The 26,074-nt window shown below is 63.8% G+C and carries 29 protein-coding genes; 15 read left to right on the forward strand and 14 right to left on the reverse strand.

Annotated elements, in window-relative coordinates:
• Positions 1 to 50 precede the first annotated feature (50 nt).
• From glp to ACH9L7_RS00225, 4 genes are all read left to right on the forward strand, one after another.
• Positions 51 to 1,313, forward strand: coding sequence for a gephyrin-like molybdotransferase Glp (gene glp / locus ACH9L7_RS00210; RefSeq protein WP_396611744.1), 1,263 nt, complete (start codon positions 51 to 53; stop codon positions 1,311 to 1,313).
• Complete coding sequence (locus ACH9L7_RS00215) at positions 1,310 to 3,205, forward strand: molybdopterin biosynthesis protein (RefSeq protein WP_396611745.1); 1,896 nt, start codon at positions 1,310 to 1,312, stop codon at positions 3,203 to 3,205. The genes glp and ACH9L7_RS00215 overlap by 4 nt, the downstream gene beginning before the upstream one ends.
• A gap of 163 nt (positions 3,206 to 3,368) precedes the next feature.
• Complete coding sequence (locus tag ACH9L7_RS00220; RefSeq protein WP_396611746.1) at positions 3,369 to 4,121, forward strand: HalOD1 output domain-containing protein; 753 nt, start codon at positions 3,369 to 3,371, stop codon at positions 4,119 to 4,121.
• A gap of 101 nt (positions 4,122 to 4,222) precedes the next feature.
• On the forward strand, positions 4,223 to 4,975 hold the full coding sequence (locus tag ACH9L7_RS00225) for a class I SAM-dependent methyltransferase (RefSeq protein ID WP_396611747.1): 753 nt from the start codon (positions 4,223 to 4,225) through the stop codon (positions 4,973 to 4,975).
• 21 nt (positions 4,976 to 4,996) lie between these two features.
• On the opposite strand, the gene ACH9L7_RS00230 is transcribed toward ACH9L7_RS00225, so the two are convergent.
• The 8 genes from ACH9L7_RS00230 to ACH9L7_RS00265 all read right to left on the reverse strand — a co-directional run bounded on the left by ACH9L7_RS00230 (position 4,997) and on the right by ACH9L7_RS00265 (position 10,731).
• On the reverse strand, positions 4,997 to 5,671 hold the full coding sequence (locus ACH9L7_RS00230; protein WP_396611748.1) for an HAD family hydrolase: 675 nt from the start codon (positions 5,669 to 5,671) through the stop codon (positions 4,997 to 4,999).
• 77 nt (positions 5,672 to 5,748) lie between these two features.
• The gene (gene lwrS, locus ACH9L7_RS00235; RefSeq protein WP_396611749.1) at positions 5,749 to 6,123 is read right to left on the reverse strand and encodes an LWR-salt protein; all 375 of its coding nucleotides are present in this window, start codon (positions 6,121 to 6,123) and stop codon (positions 5,749 to 5,751) included.
• Between the two features lie 11 nt (positions 6,124 to 6,134).
• Positions 6,135 to 6,410 (reverse strand): 4a-hydroxytetrahydrobiopterin dehydratase, encoded by a 276-nt coding sequence (locus ACH9L7_RS00240; RefSeq protein WP_396611750.1) that lies wholly within the window; start codon positions 6,408 to 6,410, stop codon positions 6,135 to 6,137.
• A gap of 63 nt (positions 6,411 to 6,473) precedes the next feature.
• Complete coding sequence (locus tag ACH9L7_RS00245; RefSeq protein ID WP_396611751.1) at positions 6,474 to 6,977, reverse strand: OB-fold nucleic acid binding domain-containing protein; 504 nt, start codon at positions 6,975 to 6,977, stop codon at positions 6,474 to 6,476.
• A gap of 54 nt (positions 6,978 to 7,031) precedes the next feature.
• Positions 7,032 to 8,408: a glutamyl-tRNA reductase gene (gene hemA / locus ACH9L7_RS00250; RefSeq protein WP_396611752.1), complete on the reverse strand. Its 1,377-nt coding sequence runs from the start codon at positions 8,406 to 8,408 to the stop codon at positions 7,032 to 7,034.
• Positions 8,405 to 9,052, reverse strand: a complete 648-nt coding sequence (locus ACH9L7_RS00255) for a bifunctional precorrin-2 dehydrogenase/sirohydrochlorin ferrochelatase (protein WP_396611753.1) — start codon at positions 9,050 to 9,052, stop codon at positions 8,405 to 8,407. Before ACH9L7_RS00255 ends, hemA begins: the two co-directional genes overlap by 4 nt.
• 1 nt (position 9,053) lies before the next feature.
• On the reverse strand, positions 9,054 to 10,115 hold the full coding sequence (locus tag ACH9L7_RS00260; protein WP_396611754.1) for an Lrp/AsnC family transcriptional regulator: 1,062 nt from the start codon (positions 10,113 to 10,115) through the stop codon (positions 9,054 to 9,056).
• 217 nt (positions 10,116 to 10,332) lie between these two features.
• A complete protein-coding gene (locus ACH9L7_RS00265) occupies positions 10,333 to 10,731 on the reverse strand; it encodes a DUF5778 family protein (RefSeq protein WP_396611755.1) in 399 nt (132 codons plus the stop codon).
• Between the two features lie 120 nt (positions 10,732 to 10,851).
• On the opposite strand from ACH9L7_RS00265, the gene uppS reads away from it, so the two are divergent.
• Positions 10,852 to 11,781, forward strand: a complete 930-nt coding sequence (uppS, locus tag ACH9L7_RS00270) for a polyprenyl diphosphate synthase (RefSeq protein WP_396611756.1) — start codon at positions 10,852 to 10,854, stop codon at positions 11,779 to 11,781.
• Between the two features lie 20 nt (positions 11,782 to 11,801).
• Here the strand turns inward: uppS and ACH9L7_RS00275 are convergent, their stop codons facing one another.
• From ACH9L7_RS00275 to ACH9L7_RS00290, 4 genes are all read right to left on the reverse strand, one after another.
• A complete protein-coding gene (locus ACH9L7_RS00275) occupies positions 11,802 to 13,160 on the reverse strand; it encodes a serpin family protein (protein ID WP_396611757.1) in 1,359 nt (452 codons plus the stop codon).
• Between the two features lie 107 nt (positions 13,161 to 13,267).
• The gene (locus tag ACH9L7_RS00280) at positions 13,268 to 14,626 is read right to left on the reverse strand and encodes a serpin family protein (protein ID WP_396611758.1); all 1,359 of its coding nucleotides are present in this window, start codon (positions 14,624 to 14,626) and stop codon (positions 13,268 to 13,270) included.
• Positions 14,627 to 14,721: 95 nt separating this feature from the next.
• On the reverse strand, positions 14,722 to 15,087 hold the full coding sequence (locus ACH9L7_RS00285; RefSeq protein WP_396611759.1) for an Rz1 protein precursor-related protein: 366 nt from the start codon (positions 15,085 to 15,087) through the stop codon (positions 14,722 to 14,724).
• Between the two features lie 188 nt (positions 15,088 to 15,275).
• Positions 15,276 to 15,884: an undecaprenyl diphosphate synthase family protein gene (locus ACH9L7_RS00290; protein ID WP_396611760.1), complete on the reverse strand. Its 609-nt coding sequence runs from the start codon at positions 15,882 to 15,884 to the stop codon at positions 15,276 to 15,278.
• A gap of 111 nt (positions 15,885 to 15,995) precedes the next feature.
• Between ACH9L7_RS00290 and ACH9L7_RS00295 the strand changes: the two genes are divergently transcribed.
• Both ACH9L7_RS00295 and ACH9L7_RS00300 read left to right on the forward strand, forming a co-directional pair.
• Entirely contained in the window at positions 15,996 to 17,309 is a 1,314-nt protein-coding gene (locus ACH9L7_RS00295) for a DUF92 domain-containing protein (RefSeq protein ID WP_396611761.1), read from the forward strand.
• On the forward strand, positions 17,294 to 17,716 hold the full coding sequence (locus ACH9L7_RS00300; protein WP_396611762.1) for a GNAT family N-acetyltransferase: 423 nt from the start codon (positions 17,294 to 17,296) through the stop codon (positions 17,714 to 17,716). Before ACH9L7_RS00295 ends, ACH9L7_RS00300 begins: the two co-directional genes overlap by 16 nt.
• On the opposite strand, the gene dnaG is transcribed toward ACH9L7_RS00300, so the two are convergent.
• Together dnaG and ACH9L7_RS00310 are read right to left on the reverse strand one after the other, a co-directional pair.
• Positions 17,713 to 19,101 carry a DNA primase DnaG gene (gene dnaG / locus ACH9L7_RS00305; RefSeq protein WP_396611763.1) on the reverse strand — a complete coding sequence of 463 codons (1,389 nt, stop codon included), beginning with the start codon at positions 19,099 to 19,101 and terminating at the stop codon, positions 17,713 to 17,715. The two genes, ACH9L7_RS00300 and dnaG, sit on opposite strands and share 4 nt — an antisense overlap.
• Positions 19,102 to 19,280: 179 nt before the next feature.
• Positions 19,281 to 20,021: a sugar phosphate isomerase/epimerase family protein gene (locus ACH9L7_RS00310; RefSeq protein WP_396611764.1), complete on the reverse strand. Its 741-nt coding sequence runs from the start codon at positions 20,019 to 20,021 to the stop codon at positions 19,281 to 19,283.
• A 157-nt stretch (positions 20,022 to 20,178) separates the two neighbouring features.
• Between ACH9L7_RS00310 and ACH9L7_RS00315 the strand changes: the two genes are divergently transcribed.
• The 8 genes from ACH9L7_RS00315 to ACH9L7_RS00350 all read left to right on the forward strand — a co-directional run bounded on the left by ACH9L7_RS00315 (position 20,179) and on the right by ACH9L7_RS00350 (position 26,044).
• Positions 20,179 to 20,394, forward strand: a complete 216-nt coding sequence (locus ACH9L7_RS00315; RefSeq protein ID WP_396611765.1) for a DUF3311 domain-containing protein — start codon at positions 20,179 to 20,181, stop codon at positions 20,392 to 20,394.
• The gene (locus tag ACH9L7_RS00320; protein WP_396611766.1) at positions 20,394 to 21,893 is read left to right on the forward strand and encodes a sodium:solute symporter; all 1,500 of its coding nucleotides are present in this window, start codon (positions 20,394 to 20,396) and stop codon (positions 21,891 to 21,893) included. The genes ACH9L7_RS00315 and ACH9L7_RS00320 overlap by 1 nt, the downstream gene beginning before the upstream one ends.
• Positions 21,894 to 22,032: 139 nt before the next feature.
• Positions 22,033 to 22,317: an amphi-Trp domain-containing protein gene (locus ACH9L7_RS00325; protein WP_396611767.1), complete on the forward strand. Its 285-nt coding sequence runs from the start codon at positions 22,033 to 22,035 to the stop codon at positions 22,315 to 22,317.
• Positions 22,318 to 22,383: 66 nt separating this feature from the next.
• On the forward strand, positions 22,384 to 22,857 hold the full coding sequence (locus ACH9L7_RS00330; RefSeq protein ID WP_396611768.1) for a GNAT family N-acetyltransferase: 474 nt from the start codon (positions 22,384 to 22,386) through the stop codon (positions 22,855 to 22,857).
• Positions 22,858 to 22,970: 113 nt separating this feature from the next.
• Entirely contained in the window at positions 22,971 to 23,768 is a 798-nt protein-coding gene (locus ACH9L7_RS00335) for a YqcI/YcgG family protein (RefSeq protein ID WP_396611769.1), read from the forward strand.
• On the forward strand, positions 23,768 to 24,358 hold the full coding sequence (locus ACH9L7_RS00340) for a cysteine hydrolase family protein (protein ID WP_396611770.1): 591 nt from the start codon (positions 23,768 to 23,770) through the stop codon (positions 24,356 to 24,358). The genes ACH9L7_RS00335 and ACH9L7_RS00340 overlap by 1 nt, the downstream gene beginning before the upstream one ends.
• A gap of 109 nt (positions 24,359 to 24,467) precedes the next feature.
• Positions 24,468 to 24,857 carry a hypothetical protein gene (locus tag ACH9L7_RS00345; protein WP_396611771.1) on the forward strand — a complete coding sequence of 130 codons (390 nt, stop codon included), beginning with the start codon at positions 24,468 to 24,470 and terminating at the stop codon, positions 24,855 to 24,857.
• Between the two features lie 80 nt (positions 24,858 to 24,937).
• On the forward strand, positions 24,938 to 26,044 hold the full coding sequence (locus tag ACH9L7_RS00350; protein ID WP_396611772.1) for a putative sulfate/molybdate transporter: 1,107 nt from the start codon (positions 24,938 to 24,940) through the stop codon (positions 26,042 to 26,044).
• The last annotated feature ends 30 nt before the right edge of the window (positions 26,045 to 26,074 follow it).

The following is a 26,074-nucleotide window of genomic DNA, read 5'->3' on the forward strand; positions in this document are numbered from 1 at the left end:
ACTATCGGGTCGAAGCCGACGCTTTTTGTCTCCGGCACCGAAGGGCCGCCATGGTACACGACGACCGGCGCACGGCCGGGTTCAAGGAGCGGACACGGCTTGCGGACGCCCGCGAGGCGCTCCTCGGAGCGGTCACGCCGCACGAGCGGACAGCACGGGTCGAACTGGCCGACGCCGACGGCCGCGCGCTCGCGGAACCGGCCGTCGCACCGGCCGACGTCCCCGGATACGACCGTGCCGCCATGGATGGCTACGCCGTCCGCGCCCGCGACACCTACGGGGCCAGCGGTCGCAGTCCGGAGATTCTCCGCATCGTCGAGGGGGCCGTCGAACCGGGAACAGCCGTCCGAGTCCACACCGGGAGCGACATTCCCGTGGGCGCAGACGCCGTCGTCAAGGTCGAAGACACAGAGCGCGTCGGCGACGAACTCGAAGTGTTTCGAGCGCTCGCCGAGGGGAAGAACGTCGGCGAACGCGGCGAAGACGTTCGCAAGGGGGCGGAACTCTTCGACGCCGGGCACCAACTTCGCCCCTCCGACCTCGGCCTGCTCCGGTCTGTCGGCGTCGAATCGGTACCCGTCTACGAGCGCCCCCGCGTCGCCGTCATCCCGACGGGGGAGGAACTCGTCGAATCCGACCCCGAACCGGGCGAAGTCATCGAGACGAACGGACTGACAGTCTCGCGTCTGGCCGAACGCTGGGGCGGCGACGCGAGCTATCGCGACATCGTCGTGGACGACGCCGACCGTCTGCGCGAGGCCATCGAGTCCGACCTCAACCACGACGTTGTCGTCACCACCGGCGGGTCGTCGGTGGGCGAACGGGACCTCGTTCCCGACGTGGTCGCCGAACTGGGTGAGGTACTCGTCCACGGCGTCGCACTCAAACCCGGTCACCCCGTCGCACTCGGTGTCGTAGACGACACGCCACTCGTGATGCTTCCGGGCTACCCGGTCGCCTGCGTCGTCAACACCTTCCAGTTCCTCCGGCCGGTGCTCAAACACGTCGGCAGACTCACCGAGCATCCGCTTCCGACCGTCGAAGCCACCCTCACCCGAAAGGTTCCGAGTTCACCCGGCACGCGGACGTTCGCGCGGGTGCGACTCGACCGGTCGGGCGACGCGTCGGCCGCAACTGACGACGCTCGGGCCGCGACCGATGAGACTCTCACCGCCGAACCCACCAGAACCAGCGGGTCGGGCATCCTCTCCAGTGTCGCCCTCTCGGATGGGTGGGTCGTCGTCCCCGAAGACCTGGAGGGGTACGACGAAGGCGAAACCGTAACCGTCGAGGGGTGGGAGTGGTCCGCATGAGAAAACAGTTCCGCGACCTCGCGTCGCCCGAGGAGGCGCGCGAAACTATCGCGTCGCTCGAACTGACGCCCGAGTCGGAGACGGTCTCCCTGTCGGAAGCCCGCGGGCGCGTCCTCGCCGAGCGAATCGATGCCGGGATGGATGTCCCCGGATTCGACCGGGCGAGCATGGACGGATACGCCGTCCGCGCCCGCGATACCTTCGGCGCGGACGAGGCCGACCCGGTCGAACTCGAACTCGTCGGCGAGGTCCACGCGGGAACCGAACCCGACGTGGAAGTCGAACCCGGAACCGCCGTCGAAATTTCGACCGGGGCGGTGATGCCCCCCGGTGCAGATGCCGTCGTCATCGTCGAGCGAACCGAGGAACGAGACGACACACTCGTCACCTACACCGCTGTCGCACCGGGCGATAGCGTGATGCCCGCGGGGACAGACATCGCCGCCGGTGCCCGTGCACTCGGCCCCGGAACGCGTATCACGCCCCGCGAAATCGGCTTGCTCTCGGCCCTCGGACTCGACGAGGTTCCGGTTCGAGGCAAGCCAGTCGTCGGCATCATCTCGACCGGCGACGAACTCGTCCGGCCCGGTGAGGAACTCCACTCCGAGCGGGGTGAAATCTACGACGTGAACTCCTACACCATCGCCACAGGCGTCGAAGAAGCCGGTGGCGTCCCGAAATTCTACCCTCACGCTGGCGACGACTACGAAGAGATGGAGCGCCTGCTTCGACAGGCGGCCGAAGAGTGTGACCTCGTCCTCTCGTCGGGGTCCACGTCGGCCAGCGCCGTGGACGTTATCTACCGGGTCGTCGAGGAGCGCGGCGACCTGCTCCTCCACGGAGTCGCCGTCAAGCCCGGCAAGCCCATGCTCGTCGGTACGCTCGGCGACGGGAGCGCGTACATCGGCCTGCCGGGATATCCGGTCTCCGCGCTCACTATCTTCCGAACCTTCGTCGCACCCGCCATCCGTGACGCTGCCGGACTCCCGGACCCGCGTACTGCGACTATCGAAGGTTCGATGGCCGTCCGCGAGCGCTACGCGGAGGGGCGGATGCGACTCATGCCCGTCGGTCTCGTCACTGACGGCGACGGCGAGACGCTCGTCTATCCGGTGGACAAAGGCTCCGGGGCGACGACGAGTCTCGTCGAAGCCGACGGCGTGGTCGAAGTCCCGCCGGACGTAGAGTACCTCGCCGAAGGTGAGACGGTCGAAGTCCAACTCTTCTCGCCGGACGTTCACCCACCAAAACTCCTCGGCGTCGGCGAAGACGACCCCGCGCTATCGCGCCTTCTCGACCGTGTCCCGTCGCCGCGCTACCTTGCTGTGGGGTCGCGCGAGGGACTGCGACGCCTCCGTGACGGTGTTCCCGACGTGGCGGTCGTCGCTGGAGACGGAGACAGCGAAGTCGAAACAGTCGAACTCGGGTCGTGGACGCGCGAGTGGGGGCTTGTCCTCCCCGCGGGCAACCCCGAGAACGTCACCGGACTCGCGGACCTCGTCGATTTGGACCTGCGATTCGTCAACCGCGACACGAACTCAGGGCTTCGAACCGCGCTTGGCAACGCCATCGCCGCCCTCGCAGACGACCGCGACACGACGCGTCACGAACTCGTCGAGGCTATCGAGGGATTCGACCGGGCGACGAAGGCGTTCGAAAGCCCCGCTCGGGCCGTCCGGGCAGGTCGTGCAGACGTTGGGGTCGGTCTCGCGACGACTGCCGACACACTCGGGATGGACTTCGTCTCACTGGGCGAGCAACCGGTTCGCGTTCTCGCCGACCCGTCGAGAACGGACAAACAGAGCGTCCAGCACCTCAAACGCGTTCTCGCGGAGAGCGGCGACGTGTTCGACGCGCTCGATGGATACCGCACACCGAGTTCCGGGTGTTGACAAGTTAATCATGTCTTAACAGTTGAACCAACATCGCGGACCGGTGCTGAGTTAACAGCACCATATCTCCGATTAGATATTATGTAATTGACGAGTAATTCTGGCACAACTGAATTATAAAAAATGTGGAACGTTTTTAACCTCTGGGGTGGTACCATTCACCATGGAACGTTCGCTGACGGTTCTACACGCAGACGACGACCCCGGGATGCTCTCCCTCTCGGAGGCGGCGTTTCGGCAGGTAGAAGCCGTCACACTGGTCACCGCGGAATCCGCGTCTGAGGCCCTCGATATCGTCTCATCTCCGTCGACGCACGTCGACTGCCTCGTGAGCGACTCGCTCGTCTTACCGAACGGGGTCGCGCTCGTCGAGGCCGTTCGAGAGAAAGAAGACGACATTCCCATCTTCCTGTTTACCGCAAAGTCGTGGGGTGAGGTCGAAGGTGTTGCCACCGCTGCCGGTGTCACCGACTACGTACAGAAAGCCGGGCCGGGCGACCTTTCGCTGGTCTTAGAGCGAGTCCGTAACATCGTCGACGACGGAGACGACATCAACACGACGCTCACATCGGGCGCGTCGGCAGTCGGTGCGGCGCTCACGGAACACGAGACTGCGGTATCCGCTGCGAGTCTCGGCCTCGCCGAAGATTGGGACCTCATCGGGCAATGGCTCGGTGACGAGGAACTGGGCTTAGTCATCGTCGAGACGGTCGAGTCGTACGCCGGACTGTCCGCCATCGAAGAACCGCTCTACGAATCTATCGACACCGACGCGCTCGAATCGCTGATTCGCCCGCTCGTCGAGGGGCAAGAGCGACTGGGTATCGAGGTGCGGTTCCCGTACGGCGACTACCAACTCGCGGTGACGAGTGCTGGCGATATCCTCGCACGCCCCTTAGACGACGCGCTCCACTAACTGGCCCGAATCGACTTCGCTGGCCGACCTGATTCGGTGAGAGGCATCGCGCGGCGACAACGCCCTTATTCACGTCCCGCGTAGAGCCAACAGAAAACTCGATGGACCATTCCGACGCCGAGATAGTCACTCGTCCACGTGTGCACCCGACCACCGATACACGCGGTCGAGCCCTGTACGACTGGTGGAGTCGCCACCAGGGGCTCTTTCGAGTCCTCTCTCGCCTATTCCTCACGGGACAGAACCGTCTCCGAGACCGCTCTCGCGCCGCCCTCTCGCTGGACGCCGGCGATACCGTCCTCGACGTCGGGTGCGGTCCCGGCGTCAACTTCGAGGCGCTTCGAGACGCTGTCGGCGACGAGGGAACCGTCGTCGGACTCGACTACAGTGCTGGAATGGTGCGTTCCGCGCGGCAACGCGTCGAACGCGAGGGCTGGTCGAACGTCCACGTCGTTCGCGGCGACGCGGCACAGCTACCGCTGTGTGAGCCATTCGACGCCGCGTACGCCACGCTCTCGTTAAGTGCGATGGCCGATGCCGAAACAGTCATCGAGGGCGTCTACGACGCCCTCCGGCCTGACGGCCGATTCGTCGTCTTCGACGCGCGTCCCTTCCCTCGGCTTCCGCTCTCGCTCCTCAATCCGCTTTTCAATCCGCTCTCGAAAGCCGCGACGAACTGGCATCCGGAAAACGACCTCGTTGCCCTCCTCGACGCCCGATTCGAATCGGTTCGAACTGCGGACGCCAACGCTGGAGCGATGTTCGTCGCAGTCGCGACCAAACACCGCGCTGGTGGTCAGACAGACCGGTCGTCGGTTCCAATTGATACCACAACTGACTGCTTCCACGACTGACCGATTACCACGACCGACCGATTACCACGACCGACTGAGTTCGTCGAACGTCTCGATGCGGTAGTCGCCGAGGACACAGCGTCCCCGGAACTCGGGACCGTGTCGTTCGACGTGGATACCGTCGAGCGAGGCGTTCCACGCCGCGCCGATGTCGCTTTCGCCGTCACCGGCGAGGACGCCCGCCGTGCCCCCGTCAGTGCGAAGTCCGTCGTTGACTCCGAGTTGGGAAATCGCCTGCTTAACCGGGGCGGCGTTCGGTTTCCATCCGGTCTCTTCAGTACAGCAGATGACCGCGTCGAACCAGTCGCGGATGCCGAGGTGGTCCAAGACAGGGTCGGTCAGGAACTGCTGGCAGTGGGTGACGATTCCGACCGGGCGACCCGCGGCGTGGATGTCGTCGATGATTCGGGCGGCGTCTTCGTGGAGGAAGGTGGCTTCGGCGCGCTTTTGGGGGTCTTCCTCCTTGTGGAAGGCCGGCCAGAAGTCTGCGGGGTCGATGCCCCACTCGCGGAGGGTCGGGTCGCGCGCACCGCCGAGGCCGTGCCAGATAACTTCCGCCTGTCGGTCCGTGAACTCGTACCCGAGTCGGTCGCCGACGCGGTCGAACACGTCGCGCGTGTACGCCCAGTCGGCGTCCACGAGCGTCCCGTCGAGGTCGAACAGCCAGAAGTCGTAGGTGGAGGGGGAGGGGCTCATTCGGACTTCGAGTTAGGTCACCTCCGAATAAAGGTATTCCGCCGTTAAGAGTCGCCAACCGATGCTATCGGACGCGTTCAGTCGTCAGATTCGACGTGAATCGCGCTCCCGAAGTACTTGTGAAGCGCGTCGCGCACCGAATCGGCGTTGAACTCGTCGAGGTTCTCGCCGACGACCGCCCGGAGTTCGTCGAGTGACGCTTCGTCGGTGCGTAACTCGGCGAAGGAACACGCTTCGACCGGCACGCCGACCCACGACGAGGCGAGTTTTCGGGCGTAGGTCGGGTCGTTCACCTCGCCGCGCCAGAGCACGTCACGGAACAGCATCCATCCCTCTTCACCGGGCGGTGGCGGTGTGACGCGGACTGTCGTCTCGAACGACGCCGGTTCCGTTCGGACGTGAGGTGGCGTTTCGAGGTGGTACCGAACCCGGAAGACGTACGTCAGCGACATCGCTCGCCCGCTCAGACCTCGTCGTCGAACAGGTCGGCGAGTCGAAGGTCTTTCTCCGTGATTCCGCCTTCTTCGTGGCTCGTGAGGCGGACTTCGACTGCTTCGTACCGGATGATTATCTCGGGGTGGTGGAACTCTTCTTCGGCGACTTCACCGACGGCAGCGGCGAAGGTTACCCCGTCGAGGTAGTCGTCGAACTCGTAGACGCGCACGATTTCGTCGCCGTCGCGTTCCCACTCAGCACCGAGTTGGCGGTCGACTTCGTCTGCAGAGAGAACCTCGGCCATGGCCGATATGTCGCGTGGCAGACCGATAAGGATTCTGCCGACGCGAGAGACTGTGTCGGAAACTCACCAGTCTCTGAGGACGAACCCGGGTCCGGTCAGCGCCCACCCACCATCACGATGCCGGACGACCCGTCCGGTGACAGAGAGGTGGTCTCCGTGTTCGATGGTCGTCGTCGGCTGCCGTGAGTCGTCACTGTCGCTGACGACGGCCCCATCGGGCGGCACTCGAACCTGAACCGAACCAGTCTCGTCTTCGAGGGCGAAGGGGCGTGTTTCCCGCCCGACGACCATCTCGGGGGTGGTGGGGTCTCCGTCCGTCTCCCACGCGGCGAGTGCGGGTCCGTCGCCAACGACGTCTGTGACCTGCCCGACGACAGTCGCCCGGGCAACGTCGTCGAGGTCGGTCGTGCGTCGGCGCGGTGCTGATTCGACGAGTCGCCACCGATAGCGTGCGCGAAGGCGGTCCCGGAGACGAGTGACGAGCGTCCGACCCGGACGCCAGCGGCGAAGCAGTGCGGACGTCGCCGCTTCTCTGGGCGTCGCGCGTTCGGAAGACGAGGAGTACATCGAGAGCAGGTGGTCCCGGATTCGGATAAAAAGGTTCGCAGGCGAAGGCGGCGTTCAGTCGTCCGAGAGTTGTTCGAGGACGCGCCGCGACAGTTCCTCTTCGGGCTCCGTCCGCCCACTGTCCGAGTTGGAACCGCGTCCGGTAACACCGGATTGGAACCGCGAAGACTCAGTCGGCAGGTCGTCGAATCCGGGGTCGAACAGTCGCATCGCGGTCTGGATGGTCGTCCAGTCGTCGTCGCCCGCAGCGTCGCGGAGGCTCTTGGTCGGCGCGGCGAGAATTTGGCCGATGAGTGCGTCCGCGAGCGACTCGACGGTTTCGCGTTGCTCGTCGTTGAGGTCGCCCTGTGCCTCCAACTTCGACAGCGCCGTCGAAACCTCGCGGCGCTTGATGTACTCGGCCGCCTCGTACATCGAACTGATTGCCTCGTCGGCCCGCTTTCGTTTGTAGGCGGCCAAAAGGCGGTCGAACTCCTCGTCGATCATGACCTCGACCTGTCGAGCGGCGTGTTCGCGCTGGCTCTCGGTCTGGTCGGTCACGGTTTCGAGGTCGTCGATGTCGTAGACGGCCACATCGTCGAGTTCGTCGACCGCCGGGTCGATATCACGGGGTTGTGCGATGTCGATAAGCATCGTCTCACCCGCCTCAGTCAGGGCCGCCGGTTCGACGACGTACGCTGGACTGCTGGTCGCGGTGATAATGAGGTCAGCGTCGGCCATGGCCGCTTCGAGACTGTCGAGGCCCGTCGCTGCGGTCGCTCCCGACAGGTCACAAACGAGTTGTTTCGCGTTGGAAACCGTCCGGTTGGCGACGACCAACTCGGCAACGTCTGCCGAGGCGAGCGCCTTCGCGGCGAGCGTTCCCATTTCGCCAGCGCCGACGACGAGCGTTCGGGCCGTCTCCAATGAGTCGTCGAGTTCGGCCCGCGCGAGTCTGACGGCCGCGCTGCCGAGGGAGACGGCACCTTCGTTGATTGCCGTCTCGTTGCGTGCGCGTTCGCCGACGTGGATGGCTTTCATCAGCGCGTCTTCGAGCATCGGACCGATGCCGCCGACTTCGCGAGATGCCTCCACGGCGGCTTTTACCTGCCCGATAATCTGGTCCTCGCCGAGGACCAGCGATTCGAGTCCCGCCGAGACACGCATGAGGTGGCGAAGGCTCTCTTCGTGGTCCATGTGGCGGACGCCCCCATCGCGTACCTCGGGGGCGAAATCGTCCAGCGCGCGGCGGCCGTCGGCGGCATCGTCGGTGACGACGTACGCCTCGGCTCGGTTACACGTTTGCAGCGAGAACGCCTCCGTGACGCCCTCCTGTGCGAGAAGGTAGTCAACGACGGTCTGTACGTCGTCGTCCGAAGCACACTCTATCTCCTGGATGCTCGCCCGGTCGTGGGCGACGCTGACGCCGGAGATGACACCCGCGCTTCTCATATCTCACCTCGCTGTGTGTCCCTAATCACGCGCGCTGCCTCTCGCCGGGGGTTTGCGTCCCCACTACGTAAAGCCTTCCAAACAGACGGGTTTCGCGCGACGGCGCGAACCGCGTCACGGCGCTCAGTCGGCGACATGTCCGACGTTTTGAGGTCCGCGCGAATCTCGGCGGTCAACTCGGCCATCGCCCCCGCGCCGTCGAGTTCCGCCTCGATACGCTCGCGGAGGTACTTCGACAACGCCGGGCTTGCGCCGCCGGTGGTAATCGCCACCGACACGTCGCCATCGTCCACCGTTGCGGGGACGACGACGCTTCCAGCATCACGCTCGCCGCTTCGGTCGGCGCGATTGACAAGCGCCCCGGCGTCGCGGGCGGCGGCGACGACAGCATCGTTCACGTCGGTATCGTTGGTGGCGGCGACGACCAGCGCGGGTTCGAATCGGGCGACCCAGTCGGCCACTTCCTCGGGGACTGGTGCTGCCCGGACTTGTTCCGCGTCACCGAAGTCACGGTCGGCGAAGTCGGGACTGACGACGACAGTTCGCGTCTCGCGGGCGAACCGTCGGGCCTTTCGGGCACCGACAGGGCCGCCGCCAAACACGAGGATGGTTTCTCCGCCGAAGTCGTGCACCAGTGGAATCATCTCACTTCGTGTTCGCGTCTGCTCGCTCGTCCAGTCTGATACCCGTCTTCTTGAGGATTCGCGTCGAAAAGAGGGTATCCCAGTCGGCGTCGCCGACATTCCAGTACTCACTCATGACCTCGCGAACGCGCTCGATTCGTTCTTCGCTCTCTGCTTCGGACCGGCCGTGGGTCATCGCAAAGAAGTTGTACGGCCAGACGCCTTCGTGGCGGGGGCGACGGTAACAGTGGGTAACGAAGTCGAGGGCGGCGATTTCGGGACCGACATCCATCACGATGTCGTCCGGAACGTTCCAGACGGTCATGCCGTTTTCCGAGTAGCCGAGCGCGTAGTGGTTCGGGATGACGCCGACGCGGCGCACCTTCCCCTCCAGATTGAAGCGCTTGATTGTCTCGACGACCCACTCGGTGTCCTGTCCGAGCGCGTCTGCGACATCGGCGTACGGCGTCTCCGTAATCGGGAGGCCGCCCTGAATCTCTAAGACGAGGTCACGCTCGTCGGGCGTGATGCTTTGTTCACCCGATGGTTCTACGTCGGGGCCGAGATTCGAGAGGTCGAGGTCGCCGTCGGAGACGGGACCGTCGAGCAGGAACTTCGCACCGACGTGGAACTCGTGGCGCTTGGGCATGTTGTACGTCTCTTGGCCGGTTTCGTCTTCTATCTCGCCGAGTACCTCGTCCACCCGCGCTTCGTCGGCGACGGAGACAACGAACCACATGTTCAGATGCGGGTGTTCGCGCTCGTAGTTGTGCGCCACCTCGCGGTGGGCGTTTACCTGTTCTGCCACCTCGTCGAACCGCTCCGGTGGCGCGTGCATGGCGACGAGGGTCGCCGTTCCGCCGATTTCCTCGGCGTTGACGAGCGCCCCGAATCGAGAGAGGACACCGTCTTCGTCGAGTGTTCGAACGCGTTCACAGAGGTCCGCGGCGGTCACGTCCACGCCGCGGTCGCGCAGTGCGGCCGCGGCGGGTCCGAAGGGACGTTCGACGACGGGGAAACCACCCTGGAAGGCGTTGACGATGGCGCGGTCGAGCGGAGAAAGTTCCGCGTCCGCCTGATTCATAGGCGTGACTCGGGATGCGAGGGGAATAAACGACTCGCTTGTTCTCAAAACGGCGAGACGTCCACCGCAGATGCGGAGGGTCCTTTACACGGACGAATCGCGGTGTGACAACCAGTCAGGAGGCGGCAAAAAGGTCGTGTGAAAACGAATGCGTCACTCAGGAAACGAACGCGTCTCTCAGGAAACGAACGCGTCTCTCAGGAAACGAACGCGTCTCTCAGGGAACGGGTGTGACGCGGTCGACGTGGTCGAGGTCGCCGAGGTCCTCGACGATGGCGTCGTGGTCGGCCGTCGCCTCGTAGTAGAACACGAGGTCGAAAGTCCCGTTTCGGAGGAGTTGCTGGCACTCCCAGACGAACTCGTCGTCGTCGACCGAGAGGCCCTGGAACTGGTTCGACGAGAAGTCAGTGTCGTCGTTTCCGGCGTAAATCCACGCGTCGCCCTTGTCCGCGTGTCCGGCGATGACCTCGTTGATGGAGACGGTCAACTCCTGCATTTCGAGGTCTTCCTGCCCGGAGAGGTCGGTGTGGACGATAGCGCCAACGAGTTCGATGTCGCCCGGTTCGATGAGGGCGAGCGTCCGCTTGTAGAGGTCCTCGTCGATGGTCTCGCTCATGGTGGACTCTTTTCGGGGAGGTACAAACGGATGACGATTCGTCGGTTGGGTTCCTCCAGTACTCGTGATGTCAACGTCTCTCCCACAAGAAACATACGTCACGGAGGCGACCCAACGAACATGCTCGGGTGGGTCCAGCGTGGGTTTCAGCGTGCGTACGAGCGCGTGCTCAAGCGAGAAATCGGCGACGGGCCGACCCACGTCGCCATCATTCAGGACGGGAACCGCCGGTACGCCAGAAAACGCGGCGACGAGGCCACAGACGGACACCGTGCGGGGGCACAGACGACAGAGCAGGTCCTCGAATGGTGTGAAGAACTCGGCATCGAGGAGTTGACGCTCTATACCTTCTCGACCGAGAACTTCGAACGGCCGCCAGAACAACAGGAACCGCTTTTCGACCTCATCGAACAGAAGTTGTACGACTTCGCCGACGCTGACCGCGTCCACGAGCGCGAAGTGTCGGTCCGGGCCATCGGCGAGGTTCACATGCTCCCCGACCGGGTCCGAAAAGCCGTCGAGTACGCCGAGTCGCGGACCGCCGCCTACGATGGCTTTACGCTCAACATCGCGCTCGCGTACGGTGGCCGGGCCGAACTACTCAGTGCCGCCCGTGACGTGTGTCGGGCGGTCGAATCCGGCGACCTCGACCCGGCGGACGTCGACGTGGCGGCGGTCGACGAGCGACTCTCCCGAAAACCCGTCCGCGACGTGGACCTCATCATCCGTACCGGTGGCGACGAACGAACCTCGAACTTCCTCCCGTGGCACGCCAACGGGAACGAGGCGGCCGTCTACTTCTGCGCCCCCTTCTGGCCGGAGTTCTCGAAAATCGACTTCCTCCGCGGCATTCGAACCTACGAGTCGCGGGAGAAGTCGTGGCAACGCACCCGAACCGAACGCGCCGTGGCGCTGGTCCGTGCTGTCGCCGAAGTCGAATTAGCAGACGCGCGGACGGTGGCGGGTCGGTTGCGCGGCCAACTCCCCTCGTCCGGAGCAGACGAGGTGTCCGCCGAGTTGGAACGGCGGGTCGAAGAGTCGGCCGATTAGGACGGCGGTGAACGTCGTCGTCAGGTGTCGCCCTGTGCAGTGCCAGCGTCCACGACACGGCCGAGGAAGAGCATCGCGTCCGTGGGCCTGTCACGAATCGCAAAGAGGAACGGGCGGTCGAACCGGAGTTCACCCCACGACGGCGGCATCGATTCCTCGACGACCACGGCAGTCGCGGCGGCGGCCTCGGTCCCTTCTTCGTCCACCGAGACGAACGACTTGTGGTACACCTCGTCGATGTGAAGTCCTCCATCGCCTCCTTCGACCATTCCGCTGAAGTCCGCACCCGCGCCGAACGGAGCGGGCATCCCGAGGTCCGAAAGCGCCTTCGAGAGTTGGACCTCGGTCTCGAATTCGAATTTGGGGAAGACGAGCGTCCCGATGCTGGTACGCAACTCGTCGAAGATGCCGAAGAGACGACTCGCGTCGAGGTTCTGCTCGAACTCTTCGAAGGTGCCTTCGTCTGGGAGAATCAGGACCATCGACACCTCCTCGCCGACGTAGGGTAACTCGATGGCCTGTGCGCCGGGGAGGTCTGCGTACTGGGTCTTCAACTCCTGTTGCATGAGCGGAACCGTCGATTCGGACCCATCCAGTGCGGTGAACGTCCCGTCTTTGGTCTTTTCGGGGTCGAGCTTGTGCAACCACCCCGCCATGAAGTAGATGGCATTGGTGAGGACGAGCACCGTCTGCGGCGTGAGAGCATCCGCTGGCAGGAGGTCCTCGATACGGTCTTCGGTCGCGTCGGCGACCCAGTCGTTGATGCGTTTTCGTTCGCCGTCGGGGTTGTTTGCGAAGTCTGCTTCCCGAAGTCCAGCGCCGTAGTGTTTCTCCAGCAACGCGAGGTAGTCGTCCGAGAAGGGATAGCCCTCCCGACCCCACAGCGCATTCACCACGGCCAGTTGGAAGGCGTCCACTTCGGACCCGTCGACGGGGTCCGTCGCAGTCTGTCGCTGGTCCAGCGCGGCTTGGAGGTCGGAAAAGGCCGGATGGATATCCTCGCCGAGCGTGTAGTGGAGGACCTCTTTCATCTGGTCGCGCGTCTCGCCGCGAGCACCGGCGTAGGTCATCGCCAATGCGACGGAGATGCTGTACGGCGACAGGAACTGATTCCCGCCGTCTTGGTCGGCGAGGTGCGTGTGCAGGTTGAGCGCGAATTCGGCGTTCCCGGATGCGAGCGCGGCTAACTGCTCGTCGTTCACGCTTGGTTCGCCCGTGGGCGGTTCCTCGGAAGGTGGCTCGGTTGTCTGTGTCGGCGGCGCTGTCGTGGTCTCTGTGTCAGTTTGGGTCGTCGGGCTTCCCTGTCCGTCACCGGTACATCCCGCTATCGTCGCGGTGGCGAGGGCACCCGAGAGCGCAAGTAGTTCGCGCCGGTTCATACCGGAGATTTCACTCGCCCGACAATGTGTTTTCTGTAAACTCAGATGGGCGTTTGTGTTATCCGACGGCCGGATATGGGCACGTCGTCCCGTGATTCGGGCGAGTGTTACTCGCCTCTCTGGGCCGACCCGACATCGACGACCCGGCCGAAGAAGAGCACCGCGTCGGTCGGCCGGTCGCGAATCGCGAAGAGGAACGGGCGGTCGAACCGGAGTTCGCCCCACGACGGCGGCAACGAGGTAAACGCGATGACCGCCGCTGTTGCGCCCGTGGCTTCCGTTCCTTCTTCGTCAACCGAGACGAACGCCTCGTGGTACACATCGTCGATTTTGAGGGTTTGCTGGTCGTCCGCTGACATCCCGCTGAAGTTGGCGGTCCTCTCGAACGCGACGGGCATCCCGAGGTCGGAGAGCGCCTTCTTCAACTGGACCTTCGTCTTGAACTCGAACCGAGGGAGTACGACTGTCCCCTCCGCGTCGCTCAGTTCGTCGAAGATACCGAAGAGGTGGCTCGCGTCAAGGCTCTTTTCGAACTGCTCAAACTCACCTTCGTCGGGGAGAATCAGGACCATCGAAACCTCTCCCCCGACGTAGGGTAACTCGACGGCCTGTGCGTCGGGGAGCGATGCGTAGTTCGTCCTGAGTTCCTGTTGCATGAGCGGAACCGTCGATTCCGAACCATCCAGCGCGGTGAACGTCCCGTCTTCGGTCTTCTCGGGGTCGAATTTGTGCTCCCAATTTGCCATGAAGTAGATGGCGTTGGTGAGCACGAGGGCCGTATCTCGTTTGATGGACCCCGCTGGCAGGAGGTTCTCGATGCGGTCTTCGGTCTGGTCGGCCACCCAGTCGTTGATGCGCTTTCGCTCCCCGTCGGGGTTGTTTGCGAAGTCCGCTCGCTGCAACCCTGCGCCGTAATGCTCCTCCAGCGACGCGAGGAAATCGTCAGAGAAGGAGTACTCTTCTCGCCCCCAGAGTGCGTTCGCCACGGCCAGTTGGAAGGCATCCAATTCCTCTTCGCTCCCGGGGTCAGTGGCCGTTTCGCGCTTCTCTAGCGCGGCTTGAAGGTCAGAAAAGGCCGGATGGACATCCTCGCCGAGCGTGTAGCGGAGCGTCTTTTCCATCTGCTCGCGCGTTTCCCCACGAGCGCCAGCGTAGGTCATCGCCAGCGCGACAGAGATGCTGTACGGCGACAGGAACTGATTTCCGCCCTGTTTTGCGAGGTGGGTGTGCAGGTCGAGGGCGAATTCGGCGTTCCCCGACGCGAGCGCGGCTAACTGTTCGTCGTCTACACTCGGCTCGCCTGTCGGTGGGTCTTCGGCCGGTGTCATGGTCATCTCTGTCGGCGGTGTCGTCGGGGTCTCCGTGTCAGTCTGAGTCGTCGTGTCGGATTGCCCACTGCCGGTACACCCCGACAGCGTCGCGGCGGCGAGTGCACCCGAGAGTGCGAGCAGTTTGCGCCGGTTCATAGTACAACTGTCAGCTACCTAACGATGTGTTTTCTGTAAACTCAGATGCGCGTTTGTGTTATCTGGTTACAGACTATCGAGGATTCGATTGCAGATTATCGAGGACGGTCTCGCCGTGTCTGCGCGGAGCGAATACGCCGTCTGTAGGTTCTCCAGCCCGCCGTGCCAAGCATCCCGGCGCTTACTCCACCGACTAGCGAAACAACCGCACCCTCGTATTGCGGGCCGAACAAGAGTATCGTCGCACAAAAAACCACAGACGGTAGCCACGACCGCCAGTCATCGAATTGGAATTCGGCGTACAGCCACGGAAACACGAGAACTGCACCGACGACGACCCACTCCCACTGTATCGGTTCCAGTGGGCGGTCGCGCCAGAGTGTGAAGAGGAGCGTGAGTGAAAACAGGCCGGTGCTGCCTTCCGCCCACTCGGTCGGGTGCTCAGTTTGGAGGGCATCCATATGAAGTAAAGGTCAACCAAGTAACAAATATGTGTGTCTCTTGGTTTACTTACGAGAGCGTTTGGGTGGCTCGCTTACGCTCACCGCCCAAATCACCTCGTCGACGGAGTCGACGCGTGATTCGGTCTACCGACCGAATTTCTGTCTCGCCCTTCGGGCGCGACAACGTTTGGGCGGCACGCTTACGCTCACCGCCCAAACCTCCGCTGTCTGTCCTGATAATCTCGTAACGCCCGCAGATAGTCCCGCTTCCGGAAGTCCCGCCAGTTCACGTCGGTGAAGTACAACTCCGCGTACACCGACTGCCAAATCATGAAATCAGAGAGGCGTTCTGCGCCGGTCTTGACGACGAAGTCCGGTTCGTCGGGGAAGACCAGTCGCTCTTCGACCTCGTCGGCGTCGATATCGTCCGGGTCCAACTCGCCGTCGGCGACCTCTTCGGCCAGCGACTGGACGACGTTGGCGAACTCGTGTTTGCCGCCGAGGCCGATGTTGACCTGTACGGGTTCGTCGGCGGGTTCGGTGTCACCGGGTTCGCGGACCGCGAGCGGGTACGGGCTCTCGATACTGCGGAGTTCACGCGAGAGGGTCGGCACGACGGCTTCGTCGAGGACGCTTACGGAGACGGTGACACGCTCTGTGCCGTACTCGAAGGCCCAATCGAGGAAGTCCGCGAGCGTGTCATAGGCACCCTTCTCTAACAGGTCGCGCTCGGTGATGACGACCGCGACGTGTTCCGGGGTGTCGGCGTCGTCGAAGCGGGAGCGGAGGGCGAGGTAGTAATCGTACAGTCCCACACGTTGTCGTCGCGCCGCGGAAGCTCCTAACGCTTCGGGTTCGCCGTGGGAGACACCCCCGAAGTCACCGATGTCGGGAGGGTTAAGTGCGCGTCGGGGAAATCGAACGATGTGACTTCCACACTACGGCGAGCGGGTGGATTCGCGGTTGTCGGGACGTTGGCCCTCGCGGCCCCCAGTCTCGGCACGGCCGCGTTTGCACCATTCGCCGCAGTCGCGCTCTTGGCGGCTTTCGTCATCGACGACGGGCCGCTGTTCGAGCTGTTCGCGCGACCGGGAGACCGAGAGGACGGCCGCCTCAACGGGCTGGCTGGGTTCGCTCTCGCCGCGACGGTACTCGCACTCCTCGCAACGGTCCCCCGGGTCAAGATGCCACTCTCGACGTTCGTCGCGTCCGTGTTGGTACTCGCGTACGGGAACCTCGGAGGGCGACTGGCCGAAGCCAGCCTCGACGACGAGTTCTTGCAAACCGCCGGGTTCGTCGGGGCTGGCATCGTCGCTGCGACCGTCGGGCAACTCGCTGTCGTAAACGTCACGGGAGCGCCAGTCTCGCTCGCCCGGTTTACCTTCGTCGCCACACTGGGTGGTCTCGTCGCCGCCCTCCTGCGGACGGCCTTCTACGAGCGTGACGACCCCCTCGTCATGCTCACCGTCGGATTCGTCCTCTGGGGCACGGAAGTACTCGCAGGACCGATTTCACTCACACAGACAGGCATCTCTATCGCGCTCACGGTCGCCCTCGGGTACGCCGCCTACGCACTCGGCACCGCGTCCCTCGCAGGGATGCTCACAGGCGTCCTCCTCCTTCTGGCCGCTATCGGTCTCGGCGGATTCGGCTGGGCTATCGTCCTCGTCTCGTTCTTCTCCATCGGCGGTCTCGCTACCAAGTTCCGCTACGACCACAAGGCCGAACGCGGCGTCGCCGAGAAGAACGAGGGCGCTCGCGGCACAGGGAACGTTCTCGGCAACTCTGCCGTCTCGTTGGTCGCCGTCGTCGGCTACGCTGCCACACAGACTGTCGGCCACAGCCTCGGCAGCGACCTCTTTATTCTCGCGTTCGCCGGGTCGGTCGCGGCCGCGATGAGCGACACGCTCTCCAGCGAAATCGGTGGCCTGTTCGACAACCCACGACTCATCACGACGTTCAAACCCGTTCCGCCGGGAACCGATGGTGGCGTCACGTGGCAGGGCGAAGTCGCCGGTATCGTCGGTTCGGCGCTCGTCGCCGCGCTCGCGTACGGCCTGCTTCCGCTTTCGACCACTCCTGCGGCGCTCGCGGTTCTCGTCGGCGGAGTCGCCGGGATGACGGTCGATAGCCTGCTCGGTGCGACTGTCGAAGGGAACGGCCTCGACAACCAAGCGGTCAACTTCCTCGCGACGCTCGCCGGGGCACTGGGTGCCGTCATCGCGTGGATTCCGCTGTAACCGTGTCGGTCAGACTCGCCCACACGTCCGACCTCTCGACTATCTCGTCGATTCAGCAACACATCTCACACCCATCGACCGACCTGCTCGACGCGTGGCCAGCGGTCGGAACGCTTCTCGTCTCCGTCGACACTGCCGACCAACCGGTCGGGTATCTCCTTGCGACGGGCGACCACATCGCCGAACTCGCGGTCACACCTGGTGCCAGACGCGAGGGTCGTGCTACTGCCTTGGTCCACGCGCTCCGAACCCGGCGGCCGGACGCACCGCTCACGGTGTTGGTTCACCCCGAAAACGCGAGTGCTCGGGCGTGTTACGAGACCATCGGTTTTCGCCTCGACGAACGCGTCACCGACGCCTTCGACGGTGACGACGCGGTTCGTCTCGTCTTCGCCCCGTCTGTCTAGCTCTCAGTGAGCAGTTGGTCCGCAGTCCTGACGCGGACGCTGACCGGTTTCTTGACGAACTCGCCAGCCGACCGACCGACGACGTGCTCGACACCGCGCTGGGCGGCGATGTCGACGAGTTTCTGGCTGGCTTCGTCGTCGACGACGACGAGCAGCGGAACCGGTTCGATGGCTTCGAGCGTGTCGTACACGTCCTCGGCATCGACCTCTTCGATGAGGTCGAGTTTGCCGTCGAGGAAGCGCGCCCGGCCGCTTTCGTCGCGGATGACCTCGCGAACGTGGTCGGCGAGCGACTTCGTCGCCGCCAGTTGCTCGTCGGGCGTATCGTCAGGTTCGAGAGGTTCGGTTGCGTTTTCGTCCGCTGTTGCACCTGCGAGTGCTTCCGGGTCGGGAGTCGGTTCGCTCGTCGTCTCGACGGTTATGGTGCCGCTGTTGCTCGATTCCGACTCGGTGGCCGCGTCGCTGGAGGCGTCTGCGGTCGGCGTCGTCGACGCGTCATCAGTCGTCGGCGACTCCGGACGGGGGCCGTGGATTCCCGCGCTTCCGCCAGCGGCGGCGACGGCGGCGCGTATGTCACCGTCGTCCGGGAGCGCCGAGAAGGCAATCTTGTTCCGAAGGGCGCGAAGCATGTCGCCGCGGTCGAGGTCCTCGACGGACTGGCCGTCGGGCGCAAACGCGACGTAGTCAACGTCGCCGACCTGCGCAAGTTCGCGGAGGATGAGTTCGCCGCCGCGGTCACCGTCGAGGAAGGCAGTTACCGTCCGGTCTTGCGTGAGCGAGGCGACTGGTTCGGGGACGTTCGTCCCCTCGACGGCGACGGCGTTCTTGATGCCGAAGCGAAGCAGTCGCAGCACGTCGGCGCGTCCTTCGACCACGATGATGGCGTCGGAGTCGGTGACGCGCGGTCCGGCCGGGAGGCCGTGATACTCGGAGATGTCCTCGACGCGGACGCTCTCTTTGACTTCTTCGAGGATTTCGGTCGACGACATCACGGTGTCGTCGAACGACTCGGCGAGGAGTTCCTTCGCCCGCTCGACGACCTTCCGACGTTTCGCCTCTCGAACGTCTTCGATGCTCGTGACTTCGATGACTGCCTGACACGGGCCGACGCGAGTGAGCGTCTCCAGTGAGGCCGCGAGGATGGCCGTCTCGACCTTGTCGAGACTGCTCGCGATGGTCATCTGGCCGAACGAGTGGCCGTTTTCGGAGTCTATCTGTACGTCTATTCGTCCAACCTTGGAAGATTGCTGCAGGTCGCGGAGGTCGAGTTCGTCGCCGAGCAACCCCTCGGTCTGCCCGAAGACTGCGCCGACTACGTCGCTCCGTTCGACTACTCCATCGGCGGAGATTGAAGCGTGGATGAGATATTTTGCGGTGTCGTCCATTGGTGAATGCCCCCTGCGGGGGGGGTGATGATGATGATGTGATGATGATGTCACAGGCCGGTCCTGCGAACGTCATTATATAAGTTGTGCAGCAGGGAAATATCTATCGTGGCCGATGACGCGGTCGCTCGAATCGGTCGGTTGTGTGCGTGTGAGCGACTAATTCTGCTGGACTGTCCTTACTCACGGTACTCGGTGAGTGTTTCCCCCGCCGACTGGCAGAATGCCGCGGGGTCGTCGGGATGGTCGTGCTCGGCGATAACCCACTCGACGAACCCGGTTTCGGCCGCAGCGGTCAGACACCCCTCGATATCGAGTTCGCCTTCGCCGAGTGCGACGGGTCTACCACCGCGTTCGGCCGCGGAATCGACGACGACATCCTTCAGGTGGACGAGTGGCGTCCGGTCGGCGTACGTCTTCAGATAGCTCTCTGGGTCGTAGCCAGCGGCCAAAATCCATGCGAGGTCGAGTTCGAACCCGACGCCGGAGTGTTCCGCCAGACGGTCTAACGCCGGGTCGCCATCGACTGCTCGGAGTTCGTGTTCGTGGTTGTGGTAGAGGAGTCTGACGCCTCTGTCGTCGCACTTCGCGGTCAGGTCGTCGAGACGATGGGCCGTCTCGTCGACAGTGTCGGCATCGGCGAACGCTTCGGGTGGAAGGTAGGGTACGACGAGCGTCTCGACGCCCAGCGCGCCGTATCGCTCACACACTGCGTCGAGGTCGGACTCCAGTTCCTCGATTGGGACGTGCGCGGACGGTGCGCCGAGGCCCGTCTCGGCCAGCGTCGTCTGGATGGCCGCGTCGTCGTCGAGTTCCGCGAACTCGACGCCGTCGAATCCTGCGTCAGCGGCGCGTTCGACCAGCGCGGCCGTCGATTCGTCGAGGCCGCGGAGCGAGTAAAGCTGAATCCCGAAGTCCATGCTTCTCCCTCGTCGCGCGTTAAGGAAATCCTTTCCACCAGTTCGGTCGAGTACGGAAATTCGACGGGATGTGTTGAAGAAAATTCTTCTTCAGTCAACGGCAACGTAGGAGAATAGAGTAACATTTACGTCCAGTTATCAACTATCCTTCCCAGTAATGACGAGAACGCGAACTGATTACCTCTGGATTGCGACCTTCGCGGTCCTCGCGGTATTCTCCGTCCCGTGGTTTCTGTGGGGCGATAGCCGCGTGTTCGCTGGCTTGCCGCTGTGGCTCTGGTGGCATATCGGGTGGATGTTGTTGACCGCTGGGGTCTTCCATTTGTTCACGCGTCGGGCGTGGGACCGCGGGATGGGTGAGGTGACTCACTGATGGCGTCCGCACTCAGCATCCAACTCGGCGTCATCGGCATGTACCTCGTGGTCGCGCTCGCCGTCGGGTTGCTCGCCTATCGTCTCACCAGCAGAGACGCCGAAGATTACTATCTCGCAGGGCGCTCCATCGGGACTGTCGTCCTGCTGTTTACGACATTTGCGACGCTGCTTTCGGCCTTCACCTTCTTCGGCGGCCCGGACCTCGCGTTCCGCGCCGGGCCGGAATGGATTCTGGTCATGGGCGTCATGGACGGTGTGCTCTTTGCCATCCTCTGGTACGTCGTCGGCTACAAGCAGTGGCTCGTGGGGAAGACCTACGGCTACGTCACCCTCGGCGAGATGCTCGGCGACCGCTTTGCATCGAAGCGCCTCCGTGCGCTTGTCGCCGGAATCAGTCTCTTTTGGCTCTTCCCGTATGTGATGCTCCAGCAGATGGGGGCCGGTGAAGCCATCGTCGGCCTCACGAACGGTGCCATCCCCTACTGGGCGGGTGCCGCGGGCATCACAGTGTTCATGATTGCGTACGTCGTCCTCGCGGGTCTCCGCGGCGTCGCGTGGACCGACACGCTGCAAGGCCTCTTCATGCTCGGCGTCGTTTGGGTCGCAGTCGGCTGGGTCGCGACCGCGGCAGGCGGCCCGACCGCGCTCTCGAACGCACTCGCGACGAACAAACCCGAGTTCCTCGCACTCGGTGGCGGTCTCTACTCACCGCAGTTCATCATCTCCACCGCCGTCACTATCGCGTTCGGCGTGGCGATGTTCCCGCAAATCAATCAGCGCTTCTTCGTCGCCAAGTCCAGCAAAGTTCTCAAGCGCTCGTTCGCGCTGTGGCCAGTGCTCGTCGTCTTGCTGTTCGTTCCGGCGTTCATCCTCGGGACGTGGGCCGCCGGACTCGGTATCTCGGTCCCCGAAGGTGCGAACGTCCTGCCGGTCCTCCTGAACGAGTACACGCCGGTGTGGTTCGCCGCGCTCGTCGTCGCCGGGGCGATGGCCGCGATGATGTCGTCGTCGGACTCGATGCTTCTGTCTGGGTCGTCGTACTTCACTCGTGACCTCTACCGGCCGTTCGTGAACCCCAGCGCCAGCGACGCCCGCGAGGCGTGGCTTGCCCGCATCGGCGTCGCCCTGTTTGCGACGCTCACCTTCGTCGCCAGCCTGTTCCGTCCCGGAACGCTCGTCGAAGTCGGTGACACCGCCTTCGGCGGGTTCGCACAGATGGCGCTCCCGGTCATCGTCGCGCTCTACTGGCCGGAGACGACCCGCTCCGGCATGTTCGCCGGTATCGTCGGTGGACAGGCGTTCTACCTCGCCCACGTGTTCGTCCCGGCCGTCGACGTTGCCGGAATGACGCTTCTCGGCGGCACGTATCTCACGTGGGACTTCGCCCTCTGGGGAATGCTCCTGTCGGCCATTCTGACGGTCGGTGTCTCCGCGCTCACCGTCGCTGCACCCGAAGAGAACCAACAGCGGTTCTCCGAAGGGCTTCGGGCCGACTGAGGTCACCTCTCTCTGACTGAGGTCACCTCTCTCTGACTGAGGTCACCTCTCTCCGACTCGTCTTTCCGACTCGTGTTCTGGTTCTGAAAGTGTCGGACTGAGGCAAATATTAATCCGTTTGTGCGTCGTCTATCCGCCCATGCCAGAAGAAGTTCTGTTCAAATCCGAGACCAAACAGTCGCGAGCGGATATCGCGTCGTACCTCCGGGCCGTCGCCGACAAACTCGACTCCGGTGAGGCGATTACGCTGACCGCTGGCGACCAGTCTGTGACGATGGAACCCCCCGCAACCCCGACGTTCGAGGTGAAGGCAGAACGCGAGGGACCGACCGGCCGTCCGGGCGAACTGAGCATCGAGTTCGAACTGGAGTGGGACGAAGACGGTGGCGACGGCGGCGAGTCGGGCAGCCTCGAAATCGAGTAACCACACCCCCGACGTTCGGCGGGTAGCAGATACATTTTTGACACACGGCCGAGTGGTCGAAGACTCATGGACGTTCGACCCCTCCGAGCCGACGACGTTCCCGCACTCGTCGACGACCTGTGGTTACCGTTCGCCACCGAGATGGGCGAACTCGACGAGTACGACGCCCTCGCCGACGACGGACACGTTCGAACCAACGCGATGGCGTACCGTCAGCGACAATTCGCTGACGACGACGTAGAGACGTTCGTCGTCGAAGCCGACGGGTCGTTTCTCGGGTACGCGACCGTCTCGTACACGGAGTCGCCGCCGGTCTTCGACCGCGGGGCGACGGCGAAGGTGACGGAACTGTACGTCACACCCGACGCCCGCGGCCGTAGTCTCGGGACGACACTTCTCGACCGTGCCCACGAGTGGGGGAGCGAGCGTGACTGCGAATACGCCGCCTTGTCCGTCCACGCCCGCAACGAGACGGCACAGGCGTGCTACGAGCAGGCGGGGTACGAGACGCGGTACCTGAAGATGGACCGACCACTCTGAATGAACCGGCCGCGCTGAAGCCGGGTTACGATATCTCGAATCCCCGTCGTTTCGAGGGTACGATTCGACCACTAAACCCGAACCCTCAAATCGTCGCACACCAACCCCCGCGCATGAACGAGCCGGGACTGCAAGTACTCATGGAACAGGACGTGGTCCGCCGTCGTATCGACGACGGCTCCCTGCCCGAGTGGGCGGTGAAACACTACGAAACGTTCCGCGAGACGATGCTCGGCGACCGAGACGGCGCGCCCTTCCCGTGTTACTTCGGGGTCGAATCCGAGCGCAACGGTGACGCGCTCTACACCTTTGTCGAGTCCTCGACGGACAAAGACGCCCTCCTGGCGCTTCGAGACACCTTGCTTGAGTACCTCGACGTGTATCGAGACTACTCCGAGCAGTGCTCGCTCGTCACGTTCTTCAAACCGCCCGCGGAGGACCTGACGGAAGCCGACTACCACGAGCGCCTGTGGCATATTCTGCAGTTCCTCCACATCAACGACCCCGAACCGTGGCCCGAGGACATCCCCACCCACCCCAACGACTCGAAGTGGGAGTTTTCCTTCGGCGGCGAACCCATCTTCCCGACGACGCGCGCACCCTTCTACGACGAGCGCATGAGTCGCTATTGCCCGTGGGGGCTCGAAATCACGTTCCAACCGCGGGCGCTCTTCGACGGCATCACGGCTGACACCGAGGCCGGACAGAAGGCTCGCAAGGTCATCCAGGACCGCATCGAGGAGTACGACGGCGTCTGCCCCCACGCTGACCTCGGCGACTGGGGCGTCGACGGTGACCGAGAGTGGCCGCAGTACATGTTCTACGCGGACGAGTCGCAGGCCCCCGACGAGTGCCCGATTCGTATCACCCGCGAGCACCCGAAGGTACCGATGGCCCGGGCGGACGACTGATGGCCGACGACAACGCCAAACCGGCACAGGGCGTCGACCTCCCGGACGACACCGTCCTCGTCTGCATCGACATGCAGGTCGGGTTCGACGACTCCCGCTGGGGTGAGAGAAACAACCCCAATATGGAAGCGCACATTGCCGACCTGCTCGGCGCGTGGCGCGACGCCGACGCACCCGTGGTTCACGTCCGCCACGACTCCACGGAACCGGATTCCCCGCTCCGCAGTGAGAGCGAAGGCTTCGACTGGAAACCTGAGGCCGAACCTGTCGAGGGTGAACCGGTGTTCACGAAACACGTCAACAGCGGCTTCATCGGTACCGACCTCGAAGCGTGGCTTCGCGAGCGCGACTACGACACGCTCGTCGTCTGCGGTCTCACGACCGACCACTGCGTCTCGACGACGACCCGGATGGCCGAAAACCTCGGCTTCGACGTGCATCTCCCCGCCGACGCGACAGCGACGTTCAACCGCGACGGCCCGAACGGCGAGTCGTACTCGGCCGACGAGATGCACCGCACCGCACTGGCGCACCTGAACGGCGAGTTCGCGACTGTCGTCGAGACGGCAGTACTGGTGCAGGCGCGGTAACTCCGCGCTCTCCACGGCTCGATTTTCTCACGGTTCTCCTCTCTCCACGGCTCTACTCTCTCCACATTATTGTCGGTGGATTTACACTGTTGTTGGGAGAGGTGCCCCTGTGAAGCGACGATTCCTCTTTGCTCTCGGCGTGTTCGACATGCTCGTTCTCGCCCTCCCGGTGGCGTTCTTTGGCCCTCCTGAACACCTCCACCAGTGGGCTTGGATGAGTGGCTTCGGCGTGGCAGGACTGCTTCTCATCGCCGCCGGACTCCGGGATTCGGTCGGCATCGGTCCAGCGTCCCTCGACTGGCACGTCGCCGCCGGTCTCGGGTACGTCTGCTTCGGTATCGGGATGTTCGCAAGCACCGCCCCGACGCTCGGCGGGAACCGCGAAGACCTGATTTTCGGCGCGTTGACGATGGCGACAATCGTTCCCGTGATGCTCTTTATGGGCATCGACTTCATCCGCGGCGGCGTCCACCTCGACATCTCGAAGTGGGATAACTAAATTTGGTTTCGAATCTCTTTCTCTGTGTGCTGTTATCGTTACGCAAACACATTTAGTGATTCACTCGGTAGTGAGGCGGGATGGCCGTCTCGCTGCCGTACCGCGACGAACTCGCAGTCGATTTCGCGTGGAACGAGTTCACCGGTGCGGTCGGAGATTCGGTTACGGTCCTCCCCATCGTGGTCGCCGTCGCACGGCTGACCGACCTCTCGCTGGCGCTCGTCCTCGTCTGGTTCGGCGTCTTTCAGGTCGTCTGGGGCCTGTACTACGCGGCCCCACTTTCGGTCGAACCGATGAAGGCACTCGCGGCCCTCCTCCTCGCCGAGACGGTCACCACCGGCGAAGCGCTCGTCGCTGGCGTCCTCCTCGGCGTCACCCTCCTCGCTATCGGCCGGACGCGCTCGCTCGACCGAGTGAGTCAGTACATCGGCGCGCCGGTCGTTCGCGGCGTCCAGTTCGGCGTCGCGCTCGTCCTCCTCTCGACCGGTGTCGAGTTGGGACTGGGTAACCCGATGCTTGCCGGGGTCGCAGTCGGCGTCGCCGCACTCGCGGCCGTCACCCGACGCTGGAATCTGAGCGCGCTCGCCGTCCTCGGTGTCGGTGCCGCAATCGCTGCATCCGACGTGGGAACGCTCGGACTCACGATTCCGTCGGTCGGCGACACCGCGCTGTTCACGCCCGCGACCGTCACGCTCCCGGCGTTCGAGGCCGCCGCCGCCCAGTTGGCGATGACCGTCGGCAACGCCGCCCTCGCGACGTCGGTCCTCCTCTCGGATTACTTCGGCCGCGACGTATCGGCGGACGAACTCGCCTCCAGCATGGGCGTGATGAACCTCGTTTCCGTCCCGTTCGGCGGCCTCCCGATGTGCCACGGCAGCGGCGGGGTTGCAGGCAAGTACGCCTTCGGCGCTCGCACCGCCGGTGCGAACGTGGTGTTGGGGATTGGGTACGTGCTGGTTGCCCTCTTCGCCGTGGACGTTGCGGCGGCGTACCCCGTTTCGATGCTCGGCGTCGTGCTGGCGCTTATCGGCGTGCAGTTGGGTCGGACGAGTCTTCGGGAGGTAGGGGGCGGTGCGTATCCGTTTGTCGTCGCTGTTGGGATGGTTGGTGTGCTGGTGAATCTGGGAGTGGCGTTTGTCGGTGGGGTTGGGGTGTGGGCGGTGTGGGAGTGGGTGAGTCGCGACTGAGGTTGCTGATGGCCACTAATCAATCGTGTT

It is taken from the genome of Haloferax sp. S1W, assembly GCF_044593955.1.
In the GTDB taxonomy this organism is placed as follows: domain Archaea; phylum Halobacteriota; class Halobacteria; order Halobacteriales; family Haloferacaceae; genus Haloferax.